General features: G+C 63.7%; 18 protein-coding genes. 11 read left to right on the top strand and 7 right to left on the bottom strand.

The window, feature by feature from the left end:
* Positions 1-71 precede the first annotated feature (71 nt).
* Together phnX and ACW9IN_RS16950 are read right to left on the bottom strand one after the other, a co-directional pair.
* Entirely contained in the window at positions 72-899 is an 828-nt protein-coding gene (phnX, locus tag ACW9IN_RS16955) for a phosphonoacetaldehyde hydrolase (protein ID WP_457366962.1), read from the bottom strand.
* The gene (locus tag ACW9IN_RS16950; protein ID WP_457366961.1) at positions 896-2,023 is read right to left on the bottom strand and encodes a 2-aminoethylphosphonate--pyruvate transaminase; all 1,128 of its coding nucleotides are present in this window, start codon (positions 2,021-2,023) and stop codon (positions 896-898) included. The genes phnX and ACW9IN_RS16950 overlap by 4 nt, the downstream gene beginning before the upstream one ends.
* A gap of 109 nt (positions 2,024-2,132) precedes the next feature.
* On the opposite strand from ACW9IN_RS16950, the gene ACW9IN_RS16945 reads away from it, so the two are divergent.
* Together ACW9IN_RS16945 and ACW9IN_RS16940 are read left to right on the top strand one after the other, a co-directional pair.
* Positions 2,133-2,990 carry a LysR substrate-binding domain-containing protein gene (locus ACW9IN_RS16945; protein ID WP_457366960.1) on the top strand — a complete coding sequence of 286 codons (858 nt, stop codon included), beginning with the start codon at positions 2,133-2,135 and terminating at the stop codon, positions 2,988-2,990.
* A gap of 101 nt (positions 2,991-3,091) precedes the next feature.
* Positions 3,092-3,799: a YebC/PmpR family DNA-binding transcriptional regulator gene (locus ACW9IN_RS16940; protein ID WP_457366959.1), complete on the top strand. Its 708-nt coding sequence runs from the start codon at positions 3,092-3,094 to the stop codon at positions 3,797-3,799.
* A gap of 35 nt (positions 3,800-3,834) precedes the next feature.
* Here the strand turns inward: ACW9IN_RS16940 and ACW9IN_RS16935 are convergent, their stop codons facing one another.
* Both ACW9IN_RS16935 and zapE read right to left on the bottom strand, forming a co-directional pair.
* The gene (locus tag ACW9IN_RS16935; protein ID WP_457366958.1) at positions 3,835-5,127 is read right to left on the bottom strand and encodes a protein kinase; all 1,293 of its coding nucleotides are present in this window, start codon (positions 5,125-5,127) and stop codon (positions 3,835-3,837) included.
* A gap of 39 nt (positions 5,128-5,166) precedes the next feature.
* A complete protein-coding gene (gene zapE, locus ACW9IN_RS16930; protein WP_457366957.1) occupies positions 5,167-6,261 on the bottom strand; it encodes a cell division protein ZapE in 1,095 nt (364 codons plus the stop codon).
* A gap of 226 nt (positions 6,262-6,487) precedes the next feature.
* Between zapE and ACW9IN_RS16925 the strand changes: the two genes are divergently transcribed.
* The 7 genes from ACW9IN_RS16925 to ACW9IN_RS16895 all read left to right on the top strand — a co-directional run bounded on the left by ACW9IN_RS16925 (position 6,488) and on the right by ACW9IN_RS16895 (position 12,857).
* Entirely contained in the window at positions 6,488-6,988 is a 501-nt protein-coding gene (locus ACW9IN_RS16925) for a Csu type fimbrial protein (protein WP_457366973.1), read from the top strand.
* A complete protein-coding gene (locus tag ACW9IN_RS16920) occupies positions 6,982-7,524 on the top strand; it encodes a Csu type fimbrial protein (RefSeq protein WP_457366956.1) in 543 nt (180 codons plus the stop codon). Before ACW9IN_RS16925 ends, ACW9IN_RS16920 begins: the two co-directional genes overlap by 7 nt.
* Before the next feature lie 18 nt (positions 7,525-7,542).
* On the top strand, positions 7,543-8,085 hold the full coding sequence (locus ACW9IN_RS16915; protein ID WP_457366955.1) for a Csu type fimbrial protein: 543 nt from the start codon (positions 7,543-7,545) through the stop codon (positions 8,083-8,085).
* A gap of 4 nt (positions 8,086-8,089) precedes the next feature.
* Positions 8,090-8,590: a Csu type fimbrial protein gene (locus tag ACW9IN_RS16910; RefSeq protein ID WP_457366954.1), complete on the top strand. Its 501-nt coding sequence runs from the start codon at positions 8,090-8,092 to the stop codon at positions 8,588-8,590.
* A gap of 25 nt (positions 8,591-8,615) precedes the next feature.
* Positions 8,616-9,410: a fimbrial biogenesis chaperone gene (locus tag ACW9IN_RS16905; RefSeq protein WP_457366953.1), complete on the top strand. Its 795-nt coding sequence runs from the start codon at positions 8,616-8,618 to the stop codon at positions 9,408-9,410.
* Positions 9,411-9,510: 100 nt separating this feature from the next.
* Entirely contained in the window at positions 9,511-11,847 is a 2,337-nt protein-coding gene (locus ACW9IN_RS16900) for a fimbria/pilus outer membrane usher protein (RefSeq protein ID WP_457366952.1), read from the top strand.
* 23 nt (positions 11,848-11,870) lie between these two features.
* On the top strand, positions 11,871-12,857 hold the full coding sequence (locus ACW9IN_RS16895) for a Csu type fimbrial protein (protein WP_457366951.1): 987 nt from the start codon (positions 11,871-11,873) through the stop codon (positions 12,855-12,857).
* Here the strand turns inward: ACW9IN_RS16895 and ACW9IN_RS16890 are convergent.
* Together ACW9IN_RS16890 and ACW9IN_RS16885 are read right to left on the bottom strand one after the other, a co-directional pair.
* Positions 12,854-13,603: an anti-sigma factor family protein gene (locus tag ACW9IN_RS16890; RefSeq protein ID WP_457366950.1), complete on the bottom strand. Its 750-nt coding sequence runs from the start codon at positions 13,601-13,603 to the stop codon at positions 12,854-12,856. The genes ACW9IN_RS16895 and ACW9IN_RS16890 overlap by 4 nt on opposite strands.
* Positions 13,600-14,106: a sigma-70 family RNA polymerase sigma factor gene (locus ACW9IN_RS16885; protein ID WP_457366949.1), complete on the bottom strand. Its 507-nt coding sequence runs from the start codon at positions 14,104-14,106 to the stop codon at positions 13,600-13,602. The genes ACW9IN_RS16890 and ACW9IN_RS16885 overlap by 4 nt, the downstream gene beginning before the upstream one ends.
* Positions 14,107-14,275: 169 nt before the next feature.
* Here ACW9IN_RS16885 and ACW9IN_RS16880 point away from each other — a divergent pair, with 169 nt between their 5' ends.
* Together ACW9IN_RS16880 and ACW9IN_RS16875 are read left to right on the top strand one after the other, a co-directional pair.
* A complete protein-coding gene (locus ACW9IN_RS16880; protein ID WP_457366948.1) occupies positions 14,276-15,358 on the top strand; it encodes a catalase family peroxidase in 1,083 nt (360 codons plus the stop codon).
* Positions 15,355-15,894, top strand: a complete 540-nt coding sequence (locus ACW9IN_RS16875) for a cytochrome b (RefSeq protein ID WP_457366947.1) — start codon at positions 15,355-15,357, stop codon at positions 15,892-15,894. Before ACW9IN_RS16880 ends, ACW9IN_RS16875 begins: the two co-directional genes overlap by 4 nt.
* 59 nt (positions 15,895-15,953) lie before the next feature.
* On the opposite strand, the gene ACW9IN_RS16870 is transcribed toward ACW9IN_RS16875, so the two are convergent.
* A complete protein-coding gene (locus ACW9IN_RS16870) occupies positions 15,954-17,105 on the bottom strand; it encodes a M14 family metallopeptidase (protein WP_457366946.1) in 1,152 nt (383 codons plus the stop codon).
* Between the last annotated feature and the right edge of the window lie 101 nt (positions 17,106-17,206).

Below are 17,206 nucleotides of genomic sequence, written 5' to 3'. Positions count from 1 at the left end.
GACGGAGTCCTTTAACTGTATGCCGGTTTTGCACGCTTTGCCCGGCAGGAGTGCGGATGTTTTGACCCGGCTCAATGGCTCTGCGGCATTTCCCCTCGGGCCAGGCGGGCGTTGATGTCGGTGATGACTGCCGGCAGCTCATTGATGGTGTCGATCAGGTAGTGGGGGCGCGACCCGGCGAACAGCGCCTCGATGCGCTGGCGTTCGCTGGCCAGGGTCGCGGCGTCCAGAGCCCGGAATTGCTCGTAGGTAAGGCCCAGTGCGTTGCCCGAGCAAGTCAGGGCCACGGTCCACATTCCGGCGCGACGGCCTTCGAGGATGCCGGGGACGGTATCGTCGACTTTCACGCACGCCGCCACGTCATCGATGCCGAGGGCGATCACGTTGGCCAGGGCCTGGGCCGGCCAGGGGCGGCCGTTGGGCACCTCGTCGGTGGCCACCACATGATCGGCGATGTAGCCATTGGTGGCCGCCAGCTCGACCACCTTGTCCATCACCTGCTTGGGGTAGCCGGAGCAGGAGCCGATGCGCAGGCCCTGCAGGCGCAGCCGCGCCAGGGTGTCGAGGGCACCGGGAATGAGTGCCGAGTGTTCGGCGATCTTCTCGATCTGCAACGGCATGAAACGCTGGTAGATGGCCGTCACGTCGTCATCCGTCGGCGTGCGGCCAAACACCTTGCGGTAGCGCTCGGCGACCTGGGGTTCGTTGCACAGGGTGCGGATATGGTCCCACTTGCCCATGCCCATCGGCCCACGGGCTTCATCGATGGATACCTGCACGTCGAACTCGGCGAAGGCTTCGACAAATATCTGCGTAGGTGCGAAGGAGCCGAAATCGACCACGGTACCGGCCCAGTCGAGGATCACGGCCTGGAGGGTGTTGGGGTTCTGGTAGTTCATGGTTGCGATCCAAGCGAAGAAAGAGGGATGCCCATGGCGTGCAACGCCTGGGCGATGGCTGCAACGGCGGCGTGCATTTGCGGGGTGTCGACATGGCCGATGCAGCCCACGCGGAAAGTCTCGACCCGGGTCAATTTGCCCGGGTACAGGATGAAACCCTGGGCCTTGACCCGTTCGTAAAAGTCCTTGAAGTGATAGCGCGGGTCCCGGGGCGCGTGGAAGGTAGCGATGATCGGCGCCTGTATCGCTGCCGGCAGGAAGCTGCGCAGGCCCACCTCGGCCATGCCGTCCAGCAGCGCCTGGCAATTGCGCGTATAGCGCTGATGGCGCGCAGCCAGGCCCCCTTCTTCGGCGTATTGCAGCAGGGCTTCATGCAGGGCTGCGACCACATGGGTCGGCGGGGTGAAGCGCCACTGACCGGTCCTGGCCATATAGTCGTGCTGGTCGAACAGGTCCATCGCCAGGGAGTGGCAGTTGCCTTGCGCGGTAGCCAGGGCCTGTTTTTCGGTGAAGACGAAACCCATGCCCGGCACGCCTTCCAGGCATTTGCCCGAGGCGGCGATCAGTGCGTCGAACGGCACTGCGCGGGCATCGATGGGCAAGGCGCCGAAGGAACTCATGGCGTCGACGATCAGGCGCTTGCCGTGGCGTTTCACCACCTGGGCGATCTCCGCCAGCGGGTTGAGGATGCCGGTGCTGGTTTCGCAGTGAATCAATGCGACATGGGTGAGCGTGGGGTCGGCGTGCAGCAGGCGGTCGACGTCGACGGCGGTAGTGGGTTGGTCTTCGGCGGTTTCGAAAGTGCTGAAGGCGCGGCCCAGCACTTCGCAGATCTTCGCCAGGCGCTTGCCGTAGGCACCGTTGATCAGCACCAGTACCTTGCCATCACGCGGCACCAGGGTGCCAATGGCGGCTTCGACCGCAAAGGTGCCGCTGCCTTGCAGCGGTACGCAATGGTGGGTGTCGGCGCCATGGATGATCGCCAGCAATTGCTCGCACACGCTGGCGGTCAGCTGGTTGAAGCGCTCATCCCAGGAGCCCCAGTCGTCCATCATCGCCTGGCGGGTGCGCGCAGAGGTGGTCAGCGGGCCGGGGGTGAGCAAAATGGGCGCAGCGGTGGTCATCTTGAATCCTCGCGGGGCAGCGGTTGAGCGACGGTGCTTACGTTGCGGTCTGGCTTGCTATCAATCAAATTGTTTGTTGTTATGCGAGCTATCAGTGAGGCCGATAGCTATGAACCTGTTTCAACTGCGTGCATTCGATGCCGTAGCCCGCGAGGGCAGTTTTACCCGTGCGGCGGCGCGGCTGTTTATCAGCCAGCCGGCGGTGACCGGGCATATCAAAGCGCTGGAGGAGCACTACCAGATCCCCCTGCTGCGGCGCACCGCACGGCGCGTGGAATTGACCGAGGAAGGCGTGCGCCTGGCGGCAATCACCCGTTCGATCTTCGGCCTGGTGGATGAGGCCCAGACTTTGCTGGAGGCCAATCGCCAGTTGCTCAAGGGACGCCTGGAAGTGGCTGCGGACGGTCCGCACCTGGTCATGCCGATGATCGCCAACCTGCGGGCGCGTTACCCGGGCATCACCGTCAATCTGCGCCTGGGCAATGCCCAGGAAACCCTGGCGGCGCTGCTGTCCGAACACGCGGATGTGGCGGTGCTCACCGAAGTGGAGCCGCGCAACGGCCTGCACCTGCAACCCCTGGACGCGTCGCGAATCTGCGCGCTGGTACCGGCCAGCCACCCCTGGGCACTACAACCGGAAGGTATCCGCCTGGCGCAGCTTCACGAGGTAATCATGGTGCTGCGCGAGCCTGGCTCCATCACCCGGCGAACCTTCGATAACGCCTGCGTGGCCGCCGAGGTACGGCCCAGAGTGCTGCTGGAACTGGACAGTCGCGAAGCGGTGACCGAAGCCGTGGCGGCACAATTGGGCGTGGGGGTGGTGTCGTCGGTGGAGGTCAGCCCGGATCCGCGGGTGCGGGCAATTCCCCTGCACGGCGAGGGGCTGGTCAACCGGCACATGCTTGGTTGCCTGGAGCGACGCCGCGCGTTGCGCCTGATCCAGGCGTTTTTCGAGTGGGCGCCCTAGATGGTTTTTTGGTGGAACGAAGGGTTTTTGCCCTATAAACTCTGCCCCCAAAGCGCCGGCCAGTAGACGTTTCGGCGCCATGGATATGAAGAGAGTGAGTCATGGGCGCACAGTGGAAAGTCAAACATAAAGAAGCGGCAGCCAATGCCAAGGGCAAGATCTTCGGCAAGCTGGTGAAAGAAATCACCATCGCCGCCCGCAACGGTGCCGACACCGCGACCAACGCCCATCTGCGACTGGTGGTGGAACAGGCCAAAAAGGCCTCGATGCCCAAGGAAACCCTGGACCGTGCCATCAAGAAGGGCGCCGGTCTGCTGGGTGAGACCGTGCAGTATCACCGCGTGACCTACGAAGGCTTCGCGCCGCACCAGGTGCCGCTGATCGTCGAGTGCGTGACCGACAACATCAACCGCACCGTGGCGGAAATCCGCGTGGCGTTCCGCAAGGGCCAGCTGGGCGCTTCGGGCTCCGTGGCCTGGGACTTCAACCACGTCGGTCTGATCGAAGCCTCGCCGGACACCCCGGACGCCGACCCGGAAATGGCCGCGATTGAAGCCGGCGCCCAGGATTTCCAGGAAGGCGAAGAAGAGGGCGCCACCCTGTTCATCACCGAGACCACCGACCTCGATGCCGTGCAGAAGGCACTGCCGGAGCAGGGCTTCACCGTGCTGTCGGCCAAGCTGGGCTACACGCCGAAGAACCCGGTCAGCGGTTTGACCGATGAGCAGATGGCCGAGGTTGAAGCCTTCCTGGAAGGCCTGGACAACCACGACGACGTGCAGGACATGTTCGTCGGCCTGGCGGGCTGATCAACACCTGAGTCCAGGAGCCGGCAAGCCGGCTCCTACAAGGCTTGCAGGATGGCTTCGATTTCGTCGAACCCTGGACGCGCCAGCACATCGGGCTGACAGCAGCGTGTTTGCAGCGCGACCAACGCCTCACACGCCTGATCCTCAATCCGCTCCAGCAGTTCCCCGAGCAAGACCCCGAACGCGCGCACTTCAATCCGTTGCAACGCCCTGGTTTCCAGCGTGTCCGCCGTGGCATGGAACGACGCCGCGCCAAAATCCCCCAGCAGGCAATCGCCCCATTCATTCCACAGAATATTGTGGCCGTAGAGGTCGCCATGGGTAATGCCGTGCCGGTGCAGATGCGCCGCGACCGACGCGATGCCCCGGGCCATGTGCAGTGCCACCTCGAGACTGAAGCGCGTGCTCGGTGCATAGATATCGCGGGTGCACGAAGCCAGGCTCGGCAGCGCCGCCAGGTTGCGGTAGCTCGGGTCGATCAGGTCCATCACCAGGGCTGCCTGGCCGTCCGGGTGTTCGGTGACCCGACCTCGCACTTTGATCAGATTGGGGTGCAAACCGGCGGCGATGCAGGCCTGCATTTCGTGCAGGGGCGAGCCGTCGCTGGTGATAGTGCCTTTATAGAGCTTGACCGCCACTGATTGCCCCGAAGGCCGCCACAGCGCTCGGCGGATCACGCCCGAGGCGCCTTCGCCCAGCACATCGCCCAGTTCCAGCTCACGCCAGGGAATGTTCGGCGTACCTTCATCACCGGCCACGTCCACCGCCATTTCCACCGGGTTACCCGCATAGGCCAGCCAGGTCAGGCTGGGCAGCGTGAGCAGCCACTGCGGCAGACGGGTGAAGCGGTTGGAGGCGATTCGGATCAACTCAAGGTTGTGGCAGTGGGTCAGGCTTTGCGGCAACGCCGTGAGCTGGTTGCCGGCCAGCATCAGTTTTTGCAGCAAAGGCCGCGCGCCCAGTTCGTCGGGCAACTCGCTGATGGCGTTGTCAGTGAGGATCAGCCAGCGCAGTTGCGGTGGCAACGCGGCGGCCGGCACGCGGCTGATGCGATTGGCCTTGAAGCCGATCATGCTCAGTTTCGCGCATTGGCCCAGGCATGCCGGCAGTTCGGTAAAGGCGTTATCCGAGCAGAACAGCACCCGCAGGCGGGTCAGGCGATGCAGGTCATCCGGCAGGCTGTTCAGGGCGTTGCCCGTGAGGTTGAGGATTTCCAGGGAGTCGGCCAGCTCGAAGATTTCCCGGGGGAATTCGGTCAGCCCGCAGGACAGGTCCAGGCGCGTGATACCGGCCAATTGGCCGGCCTTGAGTTGAGCGAGGGTATTCATGAACGGCGCGGTCACTCGGCAAGAGGGCGAAAACGGCGCCTATGATACCGGGTCGGTCAGCGCTTGCACGCCGACCGGTTGCAATTGCCCCAGGCGGCTGGCGGTGCGCGCCAGGTCAATGGCCTGGCCGGCCAGGGATGCGGCCAGCGGCTGCTCGCCGATCAGCGTCAGTTGCTTGTCGCGGTCATAGAGCACGTCCACCAGGTTGATGAAACGCTGTTGCACGGCGATCGGGCAGTCGGCCAGGAGTGGCAGGCCATCGATGATCCAATGGTCGAAGTCCTGACACAGCAGCAGGTAATCCATCACGGCGGTGAGCTGTTCGCAGAGGTCGTTGAAGGTGAACGCAAGGGTGCGTTCTCGATGCCAGCGGCACACCAGTTGCCGGGTGCCGACGGTTAATGGCTGGGGAGGGCAATCCACCGAGGGCAGGTTCAGCGCTTCACGCTGAGCCACGGTGCCCGGCCATATGTAGCGGCCTTGGGTGAAGCGTTGCGTGCCGTGGGCCTGGGGCAGGCCGCGAAAGTCCTGGGGCGAGCTGACTTCCAGCACGTCCATGCGCGCGGCGATCAGGTCGATCACCGGTTTGAAGCGCTGGTGGTACAGCGGATTGGGCAGCAGCCCCTCGGGCGGGTAGTTGGACGTCACCAGTACCAGCACGCCGCGCTGGAACAGCGCCTTGAACAGCCGGGTGATGAGCATGGCATCGCCGATGTCGTGCACGTGAAACTCGTCGAAACACAGCACCTGGCAGCCTTCCAGCAGCTCATCGAGGGTCGCGCCCAGGGCGTCGTGGTGTGTTCGATGGGCGAACATGCCCCGGTGCAGGCGGGCGAAAAAATCGTGGAAGTGCACGCGCTGCTTCCGGTCGATGGGCAGCGCCTGGAAAAAACCGTCGAGCAACCAGCTTTTGCCACGCCCCACGGGACCATGCAGGTACAGGCTGCGGGTCGGCTGGCCGGTAAGCAGGTGCTGCGTTTCGCGGGCCATGGCCGCGATGGCCTCGGTCTGGCCGGTGCTGAGGGTGTAGCCCTGTTGCGCGGCTTTGTTCCGGAAGAATGTCGGGATCAGGGATGCGTCGTGGCGCTCGGACGGACGCGCCAGCAGGCGACGAATCAGGGAAAGCACGGCCAAGGGCGGTCACTCTGTATTTCGGTGGTCGCTTACTTTAGGGCGCTCGCCCCGATTTGACCAATAGAGAAGGGCCCCACGTGCTATCTCGAAAAGGCATGGACAACCCCGTTGATAGCCTGGATCCCGGCCAGACTGGCGGTTTCGCCCCGAGTGACTAACCTCATACGCAGGAGTCACCCCTGTATAAGGATGTGGGGCAGTGAAGGGACGAGCAGTATTGGCAGTCATGGGCGCAATGCTCTGCGACGCGTCGTATGGTGCACAGCTTCAGGTAGAGGTGCGCATCGACGTGCAGCGCGGATGCCAGCTGGTGGGCACCACCCGCAGCGCGGGCATCGAGCAACTGGGCGTCCTCGACTTTGGCAGTGGTCCGCGTCTGGATGACCCGGCGGGGCCCTTGAGTGCGGCGCTGATCAGCCAGCGCCAGCCGCGTCTGGAGTGCAACCCTGAGACGCCGTACCAGGTGCGCGTGGACGGCGGCCTGCATGGCGGCACCGGCGAAGTGCGTTACCTGAGCGCTGCAAGCCCTTCGATCAAACCCATTCCCTACCGGTTGTATGCCGACGCTGCGCGGTTGATCCCGCTGCCGGTGGATGTGCCGTTCGGCTTTCGCGTGCCGGACTCCGGCTCCGTCGACCTGCCGCTTTACGGGCGTATCGAACCCCTCAAGGACATTCCCGCCGTGGGCCGCTACACCGATCTGCTCAAGGTCACGGTCACATGGTGAGCCGCGGCCTGGCCCTGGTGGCGTTCGGCGGCTTGTTGCTGCTGGCCGATGACGCCTGGGCGGCGGTCGCCAGCGGACAGATTCATGCGCGCCTGGTGATCACCGCCAGTTGCCAGGTCAGCAGCGTTGAAAGTGCGCCGGTGAGCCCTACAGGTGGCACTGCGCTCCTGGACTTCGGCAGCCAGGGGCCGACCTGGAACAACACCCTGGCGGCAGGCGTCACCGACGGCGACAAGGCGCCTCTGTCGGTGTCATGCAACCCTTCGGTAGTCAGCAGTTTTACCGTGACCATCGACGGCGGCGCCCACGGTGACGGCACCACGCGGCGTCTGAGCAACGGCACCCAGACCATACCGTATCGACTTTCGGCCGATCCGTTAGGGCACAGCACCTACAACATCGGCCAGCAGCGCAATTTCGTCGTGACCCGGGGCACGCAGATACCAATTCCGGTATTCGGCTCGGTGGTGGCGAATATCAGGGCCTTACCGGCCGGCATCTACACAGACACCCTGACGGTGACTCTGGATTGGTAAACCATGAGGATGGATATCATGCATGTACTCGTATCGCGATTAGGCGTTTGTGCGCTGGGCCTGGCAATGGCTTCCAGCCTCAATGCGGCCACCACCGTGACCGGCCAAATCACCTCCAGCCTGACGTTGATCGCCAGTTGCCAGGTCAACGGTTCCGGCGCGGCCACCGGGTTGAACTTCGGTAGCCTCAACTTCGGTACCACCAACAGCCTGTTCACCAATGCCGATGCCCAGTTGCTGGGCGGTACCGGCACGGGCGGAGCATTGTCGGTGCTGTGCTCGGCGGGCACTGCGCCCACCATCAAAGTGCGTGCCGGTGCCCATGACAATGCCTCCGCCGGCGGTACTCGGGCGCTGGCCGATGGTCTCGGCAACTTTGTGCCCTATGACTTCTACACCGACAGCGGGCATTCCGCGCTGCTGGCCATCGATGGCGTGATCACCCTCGCCACCAGTACCGGCGTGGCGCAAACCGTGAATCTCTACGGTCGTGCGGTGGGCAAGGCGGGGTTGCCGGCGGGCACCTACACCGACACCGTGGCCGTGGAACTGACGTTCTAGCGTCATGACCCGGCCTGGGTGGGTGAGGGCATTGCTGGCGTGTGGGCTGGCGGTGCCACTGCCGTTGTCGGCGGTGACCAGCCAGAGCTTTCAGGTGAGCGCCACTGTCACCCCCGGCTGCCTGGTGGTGGGCGGCGGCTCCAACTATGGGGCGCTGACCTACGGCAGTTATTCGGCGCTGTCCACCAGCACAGTGAGCGCCGCCCTGACCGGTGGCGTGACCCTGCAATGCACGCCGGGGGTGACGCTGAGCATGAGCGTCAACGGCGGCCTGCACAGCAGCACCGGGCGCAATTTGCAGCTCAATACCGGCACTGCGCGAGTGGCGTACCAGTTGTTTCGGGATGCAGCGTTCAGCCAGAGCCTGGGGATCAGTCAGAGCGTCAACGTGACCTACAGCGATGCAAACAACATCAGCCTGCCGATTTACGGGCGGGTGCAGTTACCGGGCAATCAGCCTGGGGGGACGTACAGCGACACGTTGCAGGTGCAATTGTCGTGGTAGGGCTATCGGTATGAGGAGTGGTTTTATGCGTTCACCTTCCCGGCGGCTGTGGGCCGCGGGTTTTGCTGTGTTGGCGGGGGCGTTGGGCAATGTGGCGGCGGTGCAGGCGGCCAGTTCGGTGCTGATCTGGCCGATCGACCCGGTGCTGGAGGCCGACCAGCAGGCCAGTGCGTTGTGGCTGGAAAACCGTGGCACCGAGACGGCCAATTTGCAGATTCGCGTATTCGCCTGGAGCCAGAACGGTTTCGACGAGCAATACCAGAACCAGCGTGACGTGATCGGCAGCCCGCCGGTGGCGAAGATCGAACCCGGGCAAAAACAATTGGTGCGCCTGACACGCACCCGTGAAGTACCACCCGGGCAGGAGCTGGCCTACCGCATCATCATCGATGAAATCCCTTCGCCCTTGCAGGTGCCGACGCCGCCGGAGGGCAAGAACACGGCGGCGGCGATTCGCTTCCAGATGCGTTACTCGGTGCCGCTGTTTGCCTACGGCGCGGGGCTGTGGAGCAAGGAAGACGCCACGCGCCAGCGCGATCCGAAGGGCGCCGGCAAACCGGATCTGAGCTGGCGCAAGGTCTCGGTGGCCGGGCGCAGTTACATCGAGGTGCGCAACCAGGGTGCTGTACATGCGCGGCTCACCGACGCGTCGTTCAAACAAGGGGGTCAGACACGACCGGTGGCGGACGGCTTGCTGGGCTACGTGCTGCCGGGCGCGACGATGCGCTGGCCGGTGCCGGAGGCGGTGTCGGCCGACCAGCCGTTGCAGGTGCGGATCAATGGCGCGGCGCAGTTGGAAGCCCTGGCGCCGGCGCGATAACGGAGTAGGCAGCGGGACGGGGTAAACCCCGGGTTCAACAGGATGGAGATGTCCATTGAAGGACACAACGCCATGTGTGAGTCGTGGTCGGGCTCGTTGTATGTGGCCGTCGGTGGCAGTGGTGAGCGGGCTGTGGGGCGCGATGCTGGCGCTTCCGGGGATGGCTGGCGACCTGCCACCGCCCCCGAGCAGTATGGAGGCTGTCGCCGATGCACAGTTGTTTCTGGAGCTGGTGGTCAACCAGATGGACACCGGCCGCGTCATCGCGGTCGATCAACGGGCGGGCGAGCTGTATGTGCCCGCCAGCGCGTTGCAGGACGTCGGCATGAAACTGCCCGGTGATCCCACCGGCAGCATCGCCCTGGACAAACTGCCCGGCCTGCACAGCGACTACGACAGCAACGGCCAGCGCCTGTTGCTGGATGTGCCGCCGTCCTGGTTGCGGGAACAGTTCATCGGCAACCGCAACACCTACCCGCGCACCCAGGCCATGAGCAGCTTCGGTGCCTTGCTCAACTATGACCTGTACTTCAACGACACCGACGAAGGTGGCAGTTACTTGGCCGGCTGGAACGAAGTGCGGCTGTTCGACACGTGGGGAACCTTGTCCAACACCGGGCAATACCGCCAGACCCTGTCGGGTAACGTGAGCAACAGCACCCTCGACAACGGTTATCGCCGTTATGACACGACATGGCGTTTCTCCGATGACGAGCGGATGCTCACTTACGAGGCCGGTGACGTGATCAGCGGGTCGCTGCCCTGGAGCAGTTCGGTGCGCCTGGGCGGGGTGCAGTTCTCGCGGGATTTCGCGGTGCGCCCGGACCTGGTGACGTATCCGTTGCCGCAGTTTGCCGGCGAGGCGGCGGTGCCATCGTCGGTGGACCTGTTTATCAATGGCTACAAATCCGAGAGCGCATTGTTGCAGCCGGGGCCGTACACCCTTACCAACGTGCCCTTCATCAACGGCGCCGGTGAGGCGGTGGTGGTCACTACGGACGCCTTGGGACGCCAGGTGTCGACGACGGTGCCGTTCTATGTCACCAGTACCTTGCTGCAAAAGGGCTTGACGGACTTCTCCGTGGCGGCCGGGACCTTGCGCCGCGATTACACGGTACGGGATTTCGCCTACGGGCCGGGTGTGGCCAGTGGCACCTTTCGCTATGGCTTCTCCGACAACCTGACCCTGGAAAGCCACGCCGAAGCGTCGAGTGACCTGACCCTCGGCGGCCTGGGCGGCAACCTGCGTCTGGGCAACTTCGGCATCCTCAATACCGCCCTCAGCCAGAGCCAGTTCGACGGTCGCAATGGCCAGCAACTGAGCCTGGGTTATCAGTACAACAGCTCGCGCTACAGCCTGTCGTACCAGCGCGTGGAGCGGCACGACGAATATGCTGACCTGACCCTCGTAGACACCCCTTACGCGAGCCTGAGCAAGCGCAGCGAACAGGTCACCCTCAGCCTCAATCTGGAGCGTTTCGGCAGCCTGGGCGTGGGCTATTTCGACGTGCAGGCCGCGGACGATTCGCGCACGCGCCTGCTCAACCTGAGCTGGAGCAAGCCGCTGTGGCGCAATACCAGTTTTTACCTGTCGGCCAACCGCGAGATCGGCGACAGCAACTGGGCCGTGCAGGCACAACTGGTGATCCCGTTCGACCTCAATGGCAGCCTGGCCCTGAGCAGCGAACGCAGCAAGGATGGCGCCAGTCGCCAGCGCATCAACTACAGCAGCTCGGTGCCCAGCGAAGGCGGGGTGGGTTACAACCTCGGCTACGCCCAGGGCGACGGACCGACCTACCGCCAGGCCGACCTGACCTGGCGCTTGCAGTCGGTGCAGTTGCAGGCCGGTGTCTACGGCAGCAGCGATGCCGAGACGCGCTGGGCGGATGCCAGCGGTTCGTTGGTGTGGATGGGCGGCGATACCTTCGCCGCCAACCGCATCAACGATGCCTTTGTGGTGGTGAGTACCCAGGGTTTCGCCGGGATTCCGGTGCGCTACGAAAACCAGCTGGTGGGCCAGACTGACCGTAACGGGCACCTGCTGGTGCCCTGGAGCAGCGCCTACTACCGCGCAAAATATGAGATTGACCCGCTCAACCTGCCGCCGAATATCCAGAGCCCGAACGTGGAGCAGCGGGTGTCGGTGCGCCGGGGCAGCGGTTACCTGCTGGAGTTTCCGCTGCGTCGGGTGATCGCCGCGAGCATCACCCTGGTGGACAGCCAACACCAGGAGTTGCCCCTGGGCAGCCTGGTGGTGCACGAGCAAAGCAACACCCAGGCTGTGGTGGGCTGGGAGGGGCTGGTCTACCTGGAAAACCTGGCGGCTCACAACACTTTGCAGGTCACGATGGCGGGCGGGCGTACCTGCCAGGCGGCTTTCGACATGGATGCGCAACAACAGGACGTGCCCCTGATCGGGCCGTTGGTGTGCCAATGAAGGGCTGAACAAGGAGCGAGCGGGTGAGGGGCAAGGGATGGCTTTACAGTGTGTTGGCGAGCGCGAGCCTTGGGGTATCGGGGCAGGCGGTGGCACTGTGTTCGGTGGTGGCGACGACACCGGCCAGCTTTGGCTCGGTCAGTTCGATCAACGTGCGCACCGCCTCGCAAGGCAGTTCGACCCAGAACGCCGGCTTGAGCTGCGGGGCTTCGCTGATCGCGTTGGGCACCAGCGATCACTTCTACCTGACCGTCAGCTCGCTGACGGGCGGCCTGGTCGGCCCCACCGGTGATGTGATCGGCTATACGGTCTACGGCAACAACACCACCAACTTTCCGATCAACCGCAACAGCCAGTTCGACTTCGGCCCCAATGGCCTGGCCACCGCCGCCGGGCTGTTGAGCGGGCCGGGCAACAAGACCTTGCCGCTGTACTTCGGCAGCATCACGGGCAGCAACGTGGCGGCGGGGGTCTACACCGAAGTGCTGAACCTGGCCTGGAGCTGGGATTACTGCATCGGTCTGGGGGTAGGGTCCCTGTGTGTGCTGCGTGATCGAAACCTTACGCCCCAGACCCGCACGCTGACGGTGAGCATGACCGTCACCAACGACTGCCAGATCACCGCGCCCAACATCAGCTTTGGCAGCGCACCGGTGATCAGCGCCTTTACCCCGGTGACCGGCCAGACCATCAGCATCTCCTGCACCAAGGGCAGTGCCTACAGCGTGGGGTTGAGCGATGGCCAGAACGCGGTCAGCGTGGGCGGGCGACGGCGGATGATTTCGGGCAGCAACTACCTGGCCTACGACATCTTCAAGAGCGCCGGCACCACGCGCTGGGGCAGTGTCGGCGCTGCACGGCGAGACAGCTCCACCGCCGAGGTCAACCCGGGCAACGGCCTGGGCACCGGTAGCCAGGTGTTCAACTACAACGCGAAGATCTACACCGACCAGGCCACGCCGCCGGGCGGTACTTACCTCGATAACGTGGTGCTGGATGTGGGCTTCTAGAACTTGATCGTCTGCTGGAGCATCCGTGCGGTGGATGCGTCATTGGGGCTGACCATCGCATAGTTGTACCCGGCGCCCGACCAGTACTGCGCCTGCAAGCCATCCGCGCTGCGACTGCCACGGGGCAGCAAACTGTTCTCCGGGCCCGGCGGGCGAATGTAGAAGCTGATCTTGTGGCCTTGCCCATCCTCATACACCACCATGGCCGCCGCGCCCGACTCAGTGGTGAGCAGGCGTCCGTTGACTGGCGTGAAGCCCGAGGCGCTCAAGTCGGGCAGGCGATGGGCCTGGTTGAAGTAGCGGTCGAGCCAGGCCTGCATGGTGCTGCTGTCCTGGGCGTTGTAGTCGGCGGGCATAATGCCGTCCTGGGCGAACAGGCGGAATGCCTGCATCGCATCGGCCATGGGCAATTGCTCCGGTTGTGTGGCTTCACGGGCGTGCCAGCCACCGAAGCCGCCGACGCTGACGGCAATCAGCAGCACCGCAGCCGATGCCAGGTGCCGACGGGACTGGTGCCGGACGCGCTGGCGAATCAACGCAGGGTCCAGGTCCGGGTTGGCCGGTTGCTGCAAGGCGCCGCTCAGTGAGGCGCGCAACCGTTGCGCATCCTGTTGCCAGGCGTGGACCTGGGCGGCGACGTCGGGGTGGGCCGACAGCCAGGTTTCGAGTACACGGCGATCGCTCTCCAACAGTTGGTGATCGACGTAGGCATGCAAATCGCGTTCGCTGGGGGGCAGGCTGATCATTTGAGTATCCGCAGGGAAGGGCTGGCAATCTCGCCATCGCTGAGTTGACGCAGGGCTTGGCGCGCACGGGACAGGCGTGACATCACGGTGCCGATGGGCACGTCGAGGATTTCCGCTACCTCCTTGTAGCTCAAGCCTTCGACGGACACCCACAGCAGCAAGGCACGCTGCTCGGTGTTCAGTTGGTCAAAGGCTTGCAGGGTCGATTGGGCGATGACCGTGCGCTCCACCGAAGGCTGCGCATCGTCACGGCCGGTGAAAAATTCGAGCATGCGCGCATAACGCCGGTTGCGTCGGTGGGCATCGAGGAACTGCCGATAAAGGATCGAAAACAGCCAGGCCCGCAGGTCGCCTTCGATGCGTTTGTCGGCCCAACTGACAATCGCCCGTTCCAGGGTCGACTGCACCAGGTCGTCGGCGCTGCTGGTGTTACGGGTCAGGGAAACGGCAAAACGCCGCAGCCTGGGGATGAGTTCACGTAACTGTTCGTCGAGTTCATGCATGGGAGTCTGGCTGGTCACTACGCTGGGACTGGAGAGACGTCCGGCGTTGAAGGTTATTCCAGGTTCTGAAAAATAAAATCAGCCCTGGGGAATAGAGTGGATTGGCGTTCGTCTCAGTACTCCGACCTTGTGTTTCACCCCCTAAGGCCTCAGGCCCTGGAGTTTGTTCATGGTAGATCACTCATCACCGCCCCGTCCTCCGTTGAGCACCGCGAGCCTGATCGCGCGGCTGGCGGGCATCGGCGCCGTGGTTGCGGTTGTGGCAGGGGCGTTTGCCTACGTCAACGGCACACTCGACCCACAGCGGCTGCGCCCCAAGACCTTGGTCAATGCCCTGGAAACCAACAATGGCGTGCACCCGGGATTCCGGCGTAACCACAGCAAGGGCGTGTGTGTAGCCGGGTATTTCGAAAGCAGTTCCGAGGCCCGCGCATATTCCAGTGCCCAAGTGTTCAGCGAGGCCAGGACGCCGGTCATCGGTCGGTTCGCCTTGCCCAGTGGCAACCCCTATGCGCCGGACAGCAGTGTGCCGATCCGCAGTCTTGCCGTGCAGTTCAGTCAGGCCAACGGCCAACAATGGCGCACGGGCATGAACAGCATGCCGGTATTCCCGGTGGGCACCCCCGAGGCGTTCTACCAGTTGCTCAAAGCCGGTACCCCGGACCCGGCAACCGGCAAGCCGAACCCGGCGAGCATGCCGGCGTTTTTTGCCGCGCATCCCGAGACCGCACCCTTCCTTGCCTGGGTCAAGACCGCCAAGCCGTCGGCCAGTTACGCCACGGAAACCTATAACGGGATCAACGCATTTTTCCTGGTGGACGCCGATGGCAAGCGCCAGGCCGTGCGCTGGGGTGTGGTCCCCCAAAGCCAGGACGCCGCAGGTGATAGCGCCCCGGCGGGGTCGGATTTCCTCGAGAAAGACCTGGCTCAACGCCTGGCCAGCGGACCTCTGCGCTGGCAATTGAATATGACCCTGGCCAACCCCGGCGATCCGCTGGACGACGCCAGCAAGGCCTGGACCGGCGAGCACAAGGTGCTGAACGCCGGCACCCTGGTGCTGGAAAGCAGCCAGCCCCAGGCTGACGGCGATTGCCGCGATATCAACTTCGATCCGCTGATTCTGCCGAGCGGCATTCAAGCCTCCAACGACCCCTTGCTGGCGGCACGTTCGGCGGCCTATGCCAGTTCGTACCTGCGCCGCGCCGGTGAAGTCAGCCCCTTGCACAAGGCCCCTCAGGAGTCGAAGCCATGAATCATCAACCTCGGTTTTTCGTCCCCTTGGCGCGCGTACTGCACTGGCTGATGGCGCTGATGATCATCGCCATGCTGTTTATTGGCGCAGGCCTGGCCGCGTCGGTGTCGGAGCGGCACGAATGGTTGCTTCACCTGCACAAACCTTTGGGTATTGCGATTCTGGCGCTGGTCATCGTGCGGTTGGCGGTGCGTTTTTCGACCCGTCAGCCGCCATTGCCCAGCGATTTGCCGTTGTGGCAAGTGCTGGCGGCCAAGGCGTCTCACCTGGTGTTGTACGCATTGATGCTGGTGTTGCCGCTGCTGGGCTGGGCGATGATTTCAGCGGCGGGTGATCCGGTGATGCTCAGCAGCTCGATTCGGCTGCCGGCGCTGGTGGCGGCGAATGCGCCGTTGTTCGCTGTCTTGCGCAAGGCCCATGGGTTTCTGGCCTATCTGTTGTTCCTGACGGTGCTGTTGCACCTGGCGGCAGCGCTGTTCCACGGGCTGATCCGTCGCGATGGCGTGCTGCAAAGCATGACCGGCACCAAAGACTGATCGACGCTGGTTGGCCTGTAGTGAGCGAGCAATTCCGCTCACTACAGGGCGCGGCGGTATCAGCGCAGGTGAGGAACGATATCGGCCACGGTGCTCAGCACGTCCTTGCCCAATTGCATCGAGCGTTTGCCTGACCAGCCGGTGTGCGGGTTGGGCGCGTCGTCGTTGTCCTTGAACGGCATTTCCAGGGTCAGGGACAGGCAGTCGTATTTTTCGCCGACGGCATTGCACGCCAACGTCATATTGGCTTCGCCCGGCAGGTCACGGGTATAGCCGTGGGTGGTCTGGAAGTCGCGGGTGAGGGCGCTCAGGTGGCCCCGGAAGTGTTTTTCCAGGGCTTCGATACGCGGCGTGTAGCCCGGGTTGCCTTCGCAACCAGCGGTGAAAACGTAGGGGATTTCTTCGTCGCCGTGGATGTCGAGGAACAGGTCCACGCCGTATTTTTCCATTTGTTGCTGCACGAACAGCACTTCCGGGCTGATCTCCTGGCTGGCGCTTTGCCAGGCGCGGTTGAGGTCCTGGCCCATGGCGTTGGTGCGCAAGTGACCATGGAAGGCTCCGTCCGGGTTCATGTTGGGCACCAGGTACAGATCGGCCACCTTCAACAGGTTTTTCAGCTCGGTGTCGCCATCCTGTTGCAGGCGTTCGATGATGCCTTCCATAAACCATTCGGCCATGTGTTCGCCAGGGTGTTGCTGGGCGATGATCCAGACCTTGCGTTGGCCGTCGCCACCTTTGCCCCGGCGCAGCAGTTGGATGTCGCGACCTTCGGCGCTTTTGCCGGTGGCGAGCAGGTGGGTGCCGGCACGGTTCAGGGCCTGGTCGATCAGCCAGTCATGGCGTTCGCGGCTGTAGGGTTCGAAGTAAGCGATCCAGGCGTGTTTCTCTTGGGTATCAAGGCTGATGTGCAGGGTTTCGCCATCGAAACGGGTGGGCACGCGAAACCAGTTGATATGGTCATACGACGCCACGGCGTTGTAGCCGCTCCAGGCGTGTTTGTAGGATGACTGGCCTGCGTTGCTCAGGCGGAAGGTGTGGGTGTGCCCCACGTGCATGCCTTCGGCCTTGAAGTGAAACCACTGGAAATGCGCGCTGCGGGTATCGGGTTTGATGGCCAGCAGCAACTGATGGGCATCGCTGGCGTCGAGCACCTGGATATTGCCGCTGTCGAAGTCGGTGCTGATCTTGATGGAGGTCAAGGCCACGGTCATGGTCTGGCTACCTGAGTAGGAGTGTTGTGGCAGATATATTACACAGGACTCAGGTAACGGCTGGAGGCAAAATTGTTGCGGGCGGGAAGGGGGCGTCATCC

The sequence above is a fragment of the Pseudomonas sp. SDO5271_S396 genome (assembly GCF_054071795.1).
Note: the sequence above shows the minus strand (reverse complement) of the source record. Positions and strands in the feature narration are given on the sequence as shown.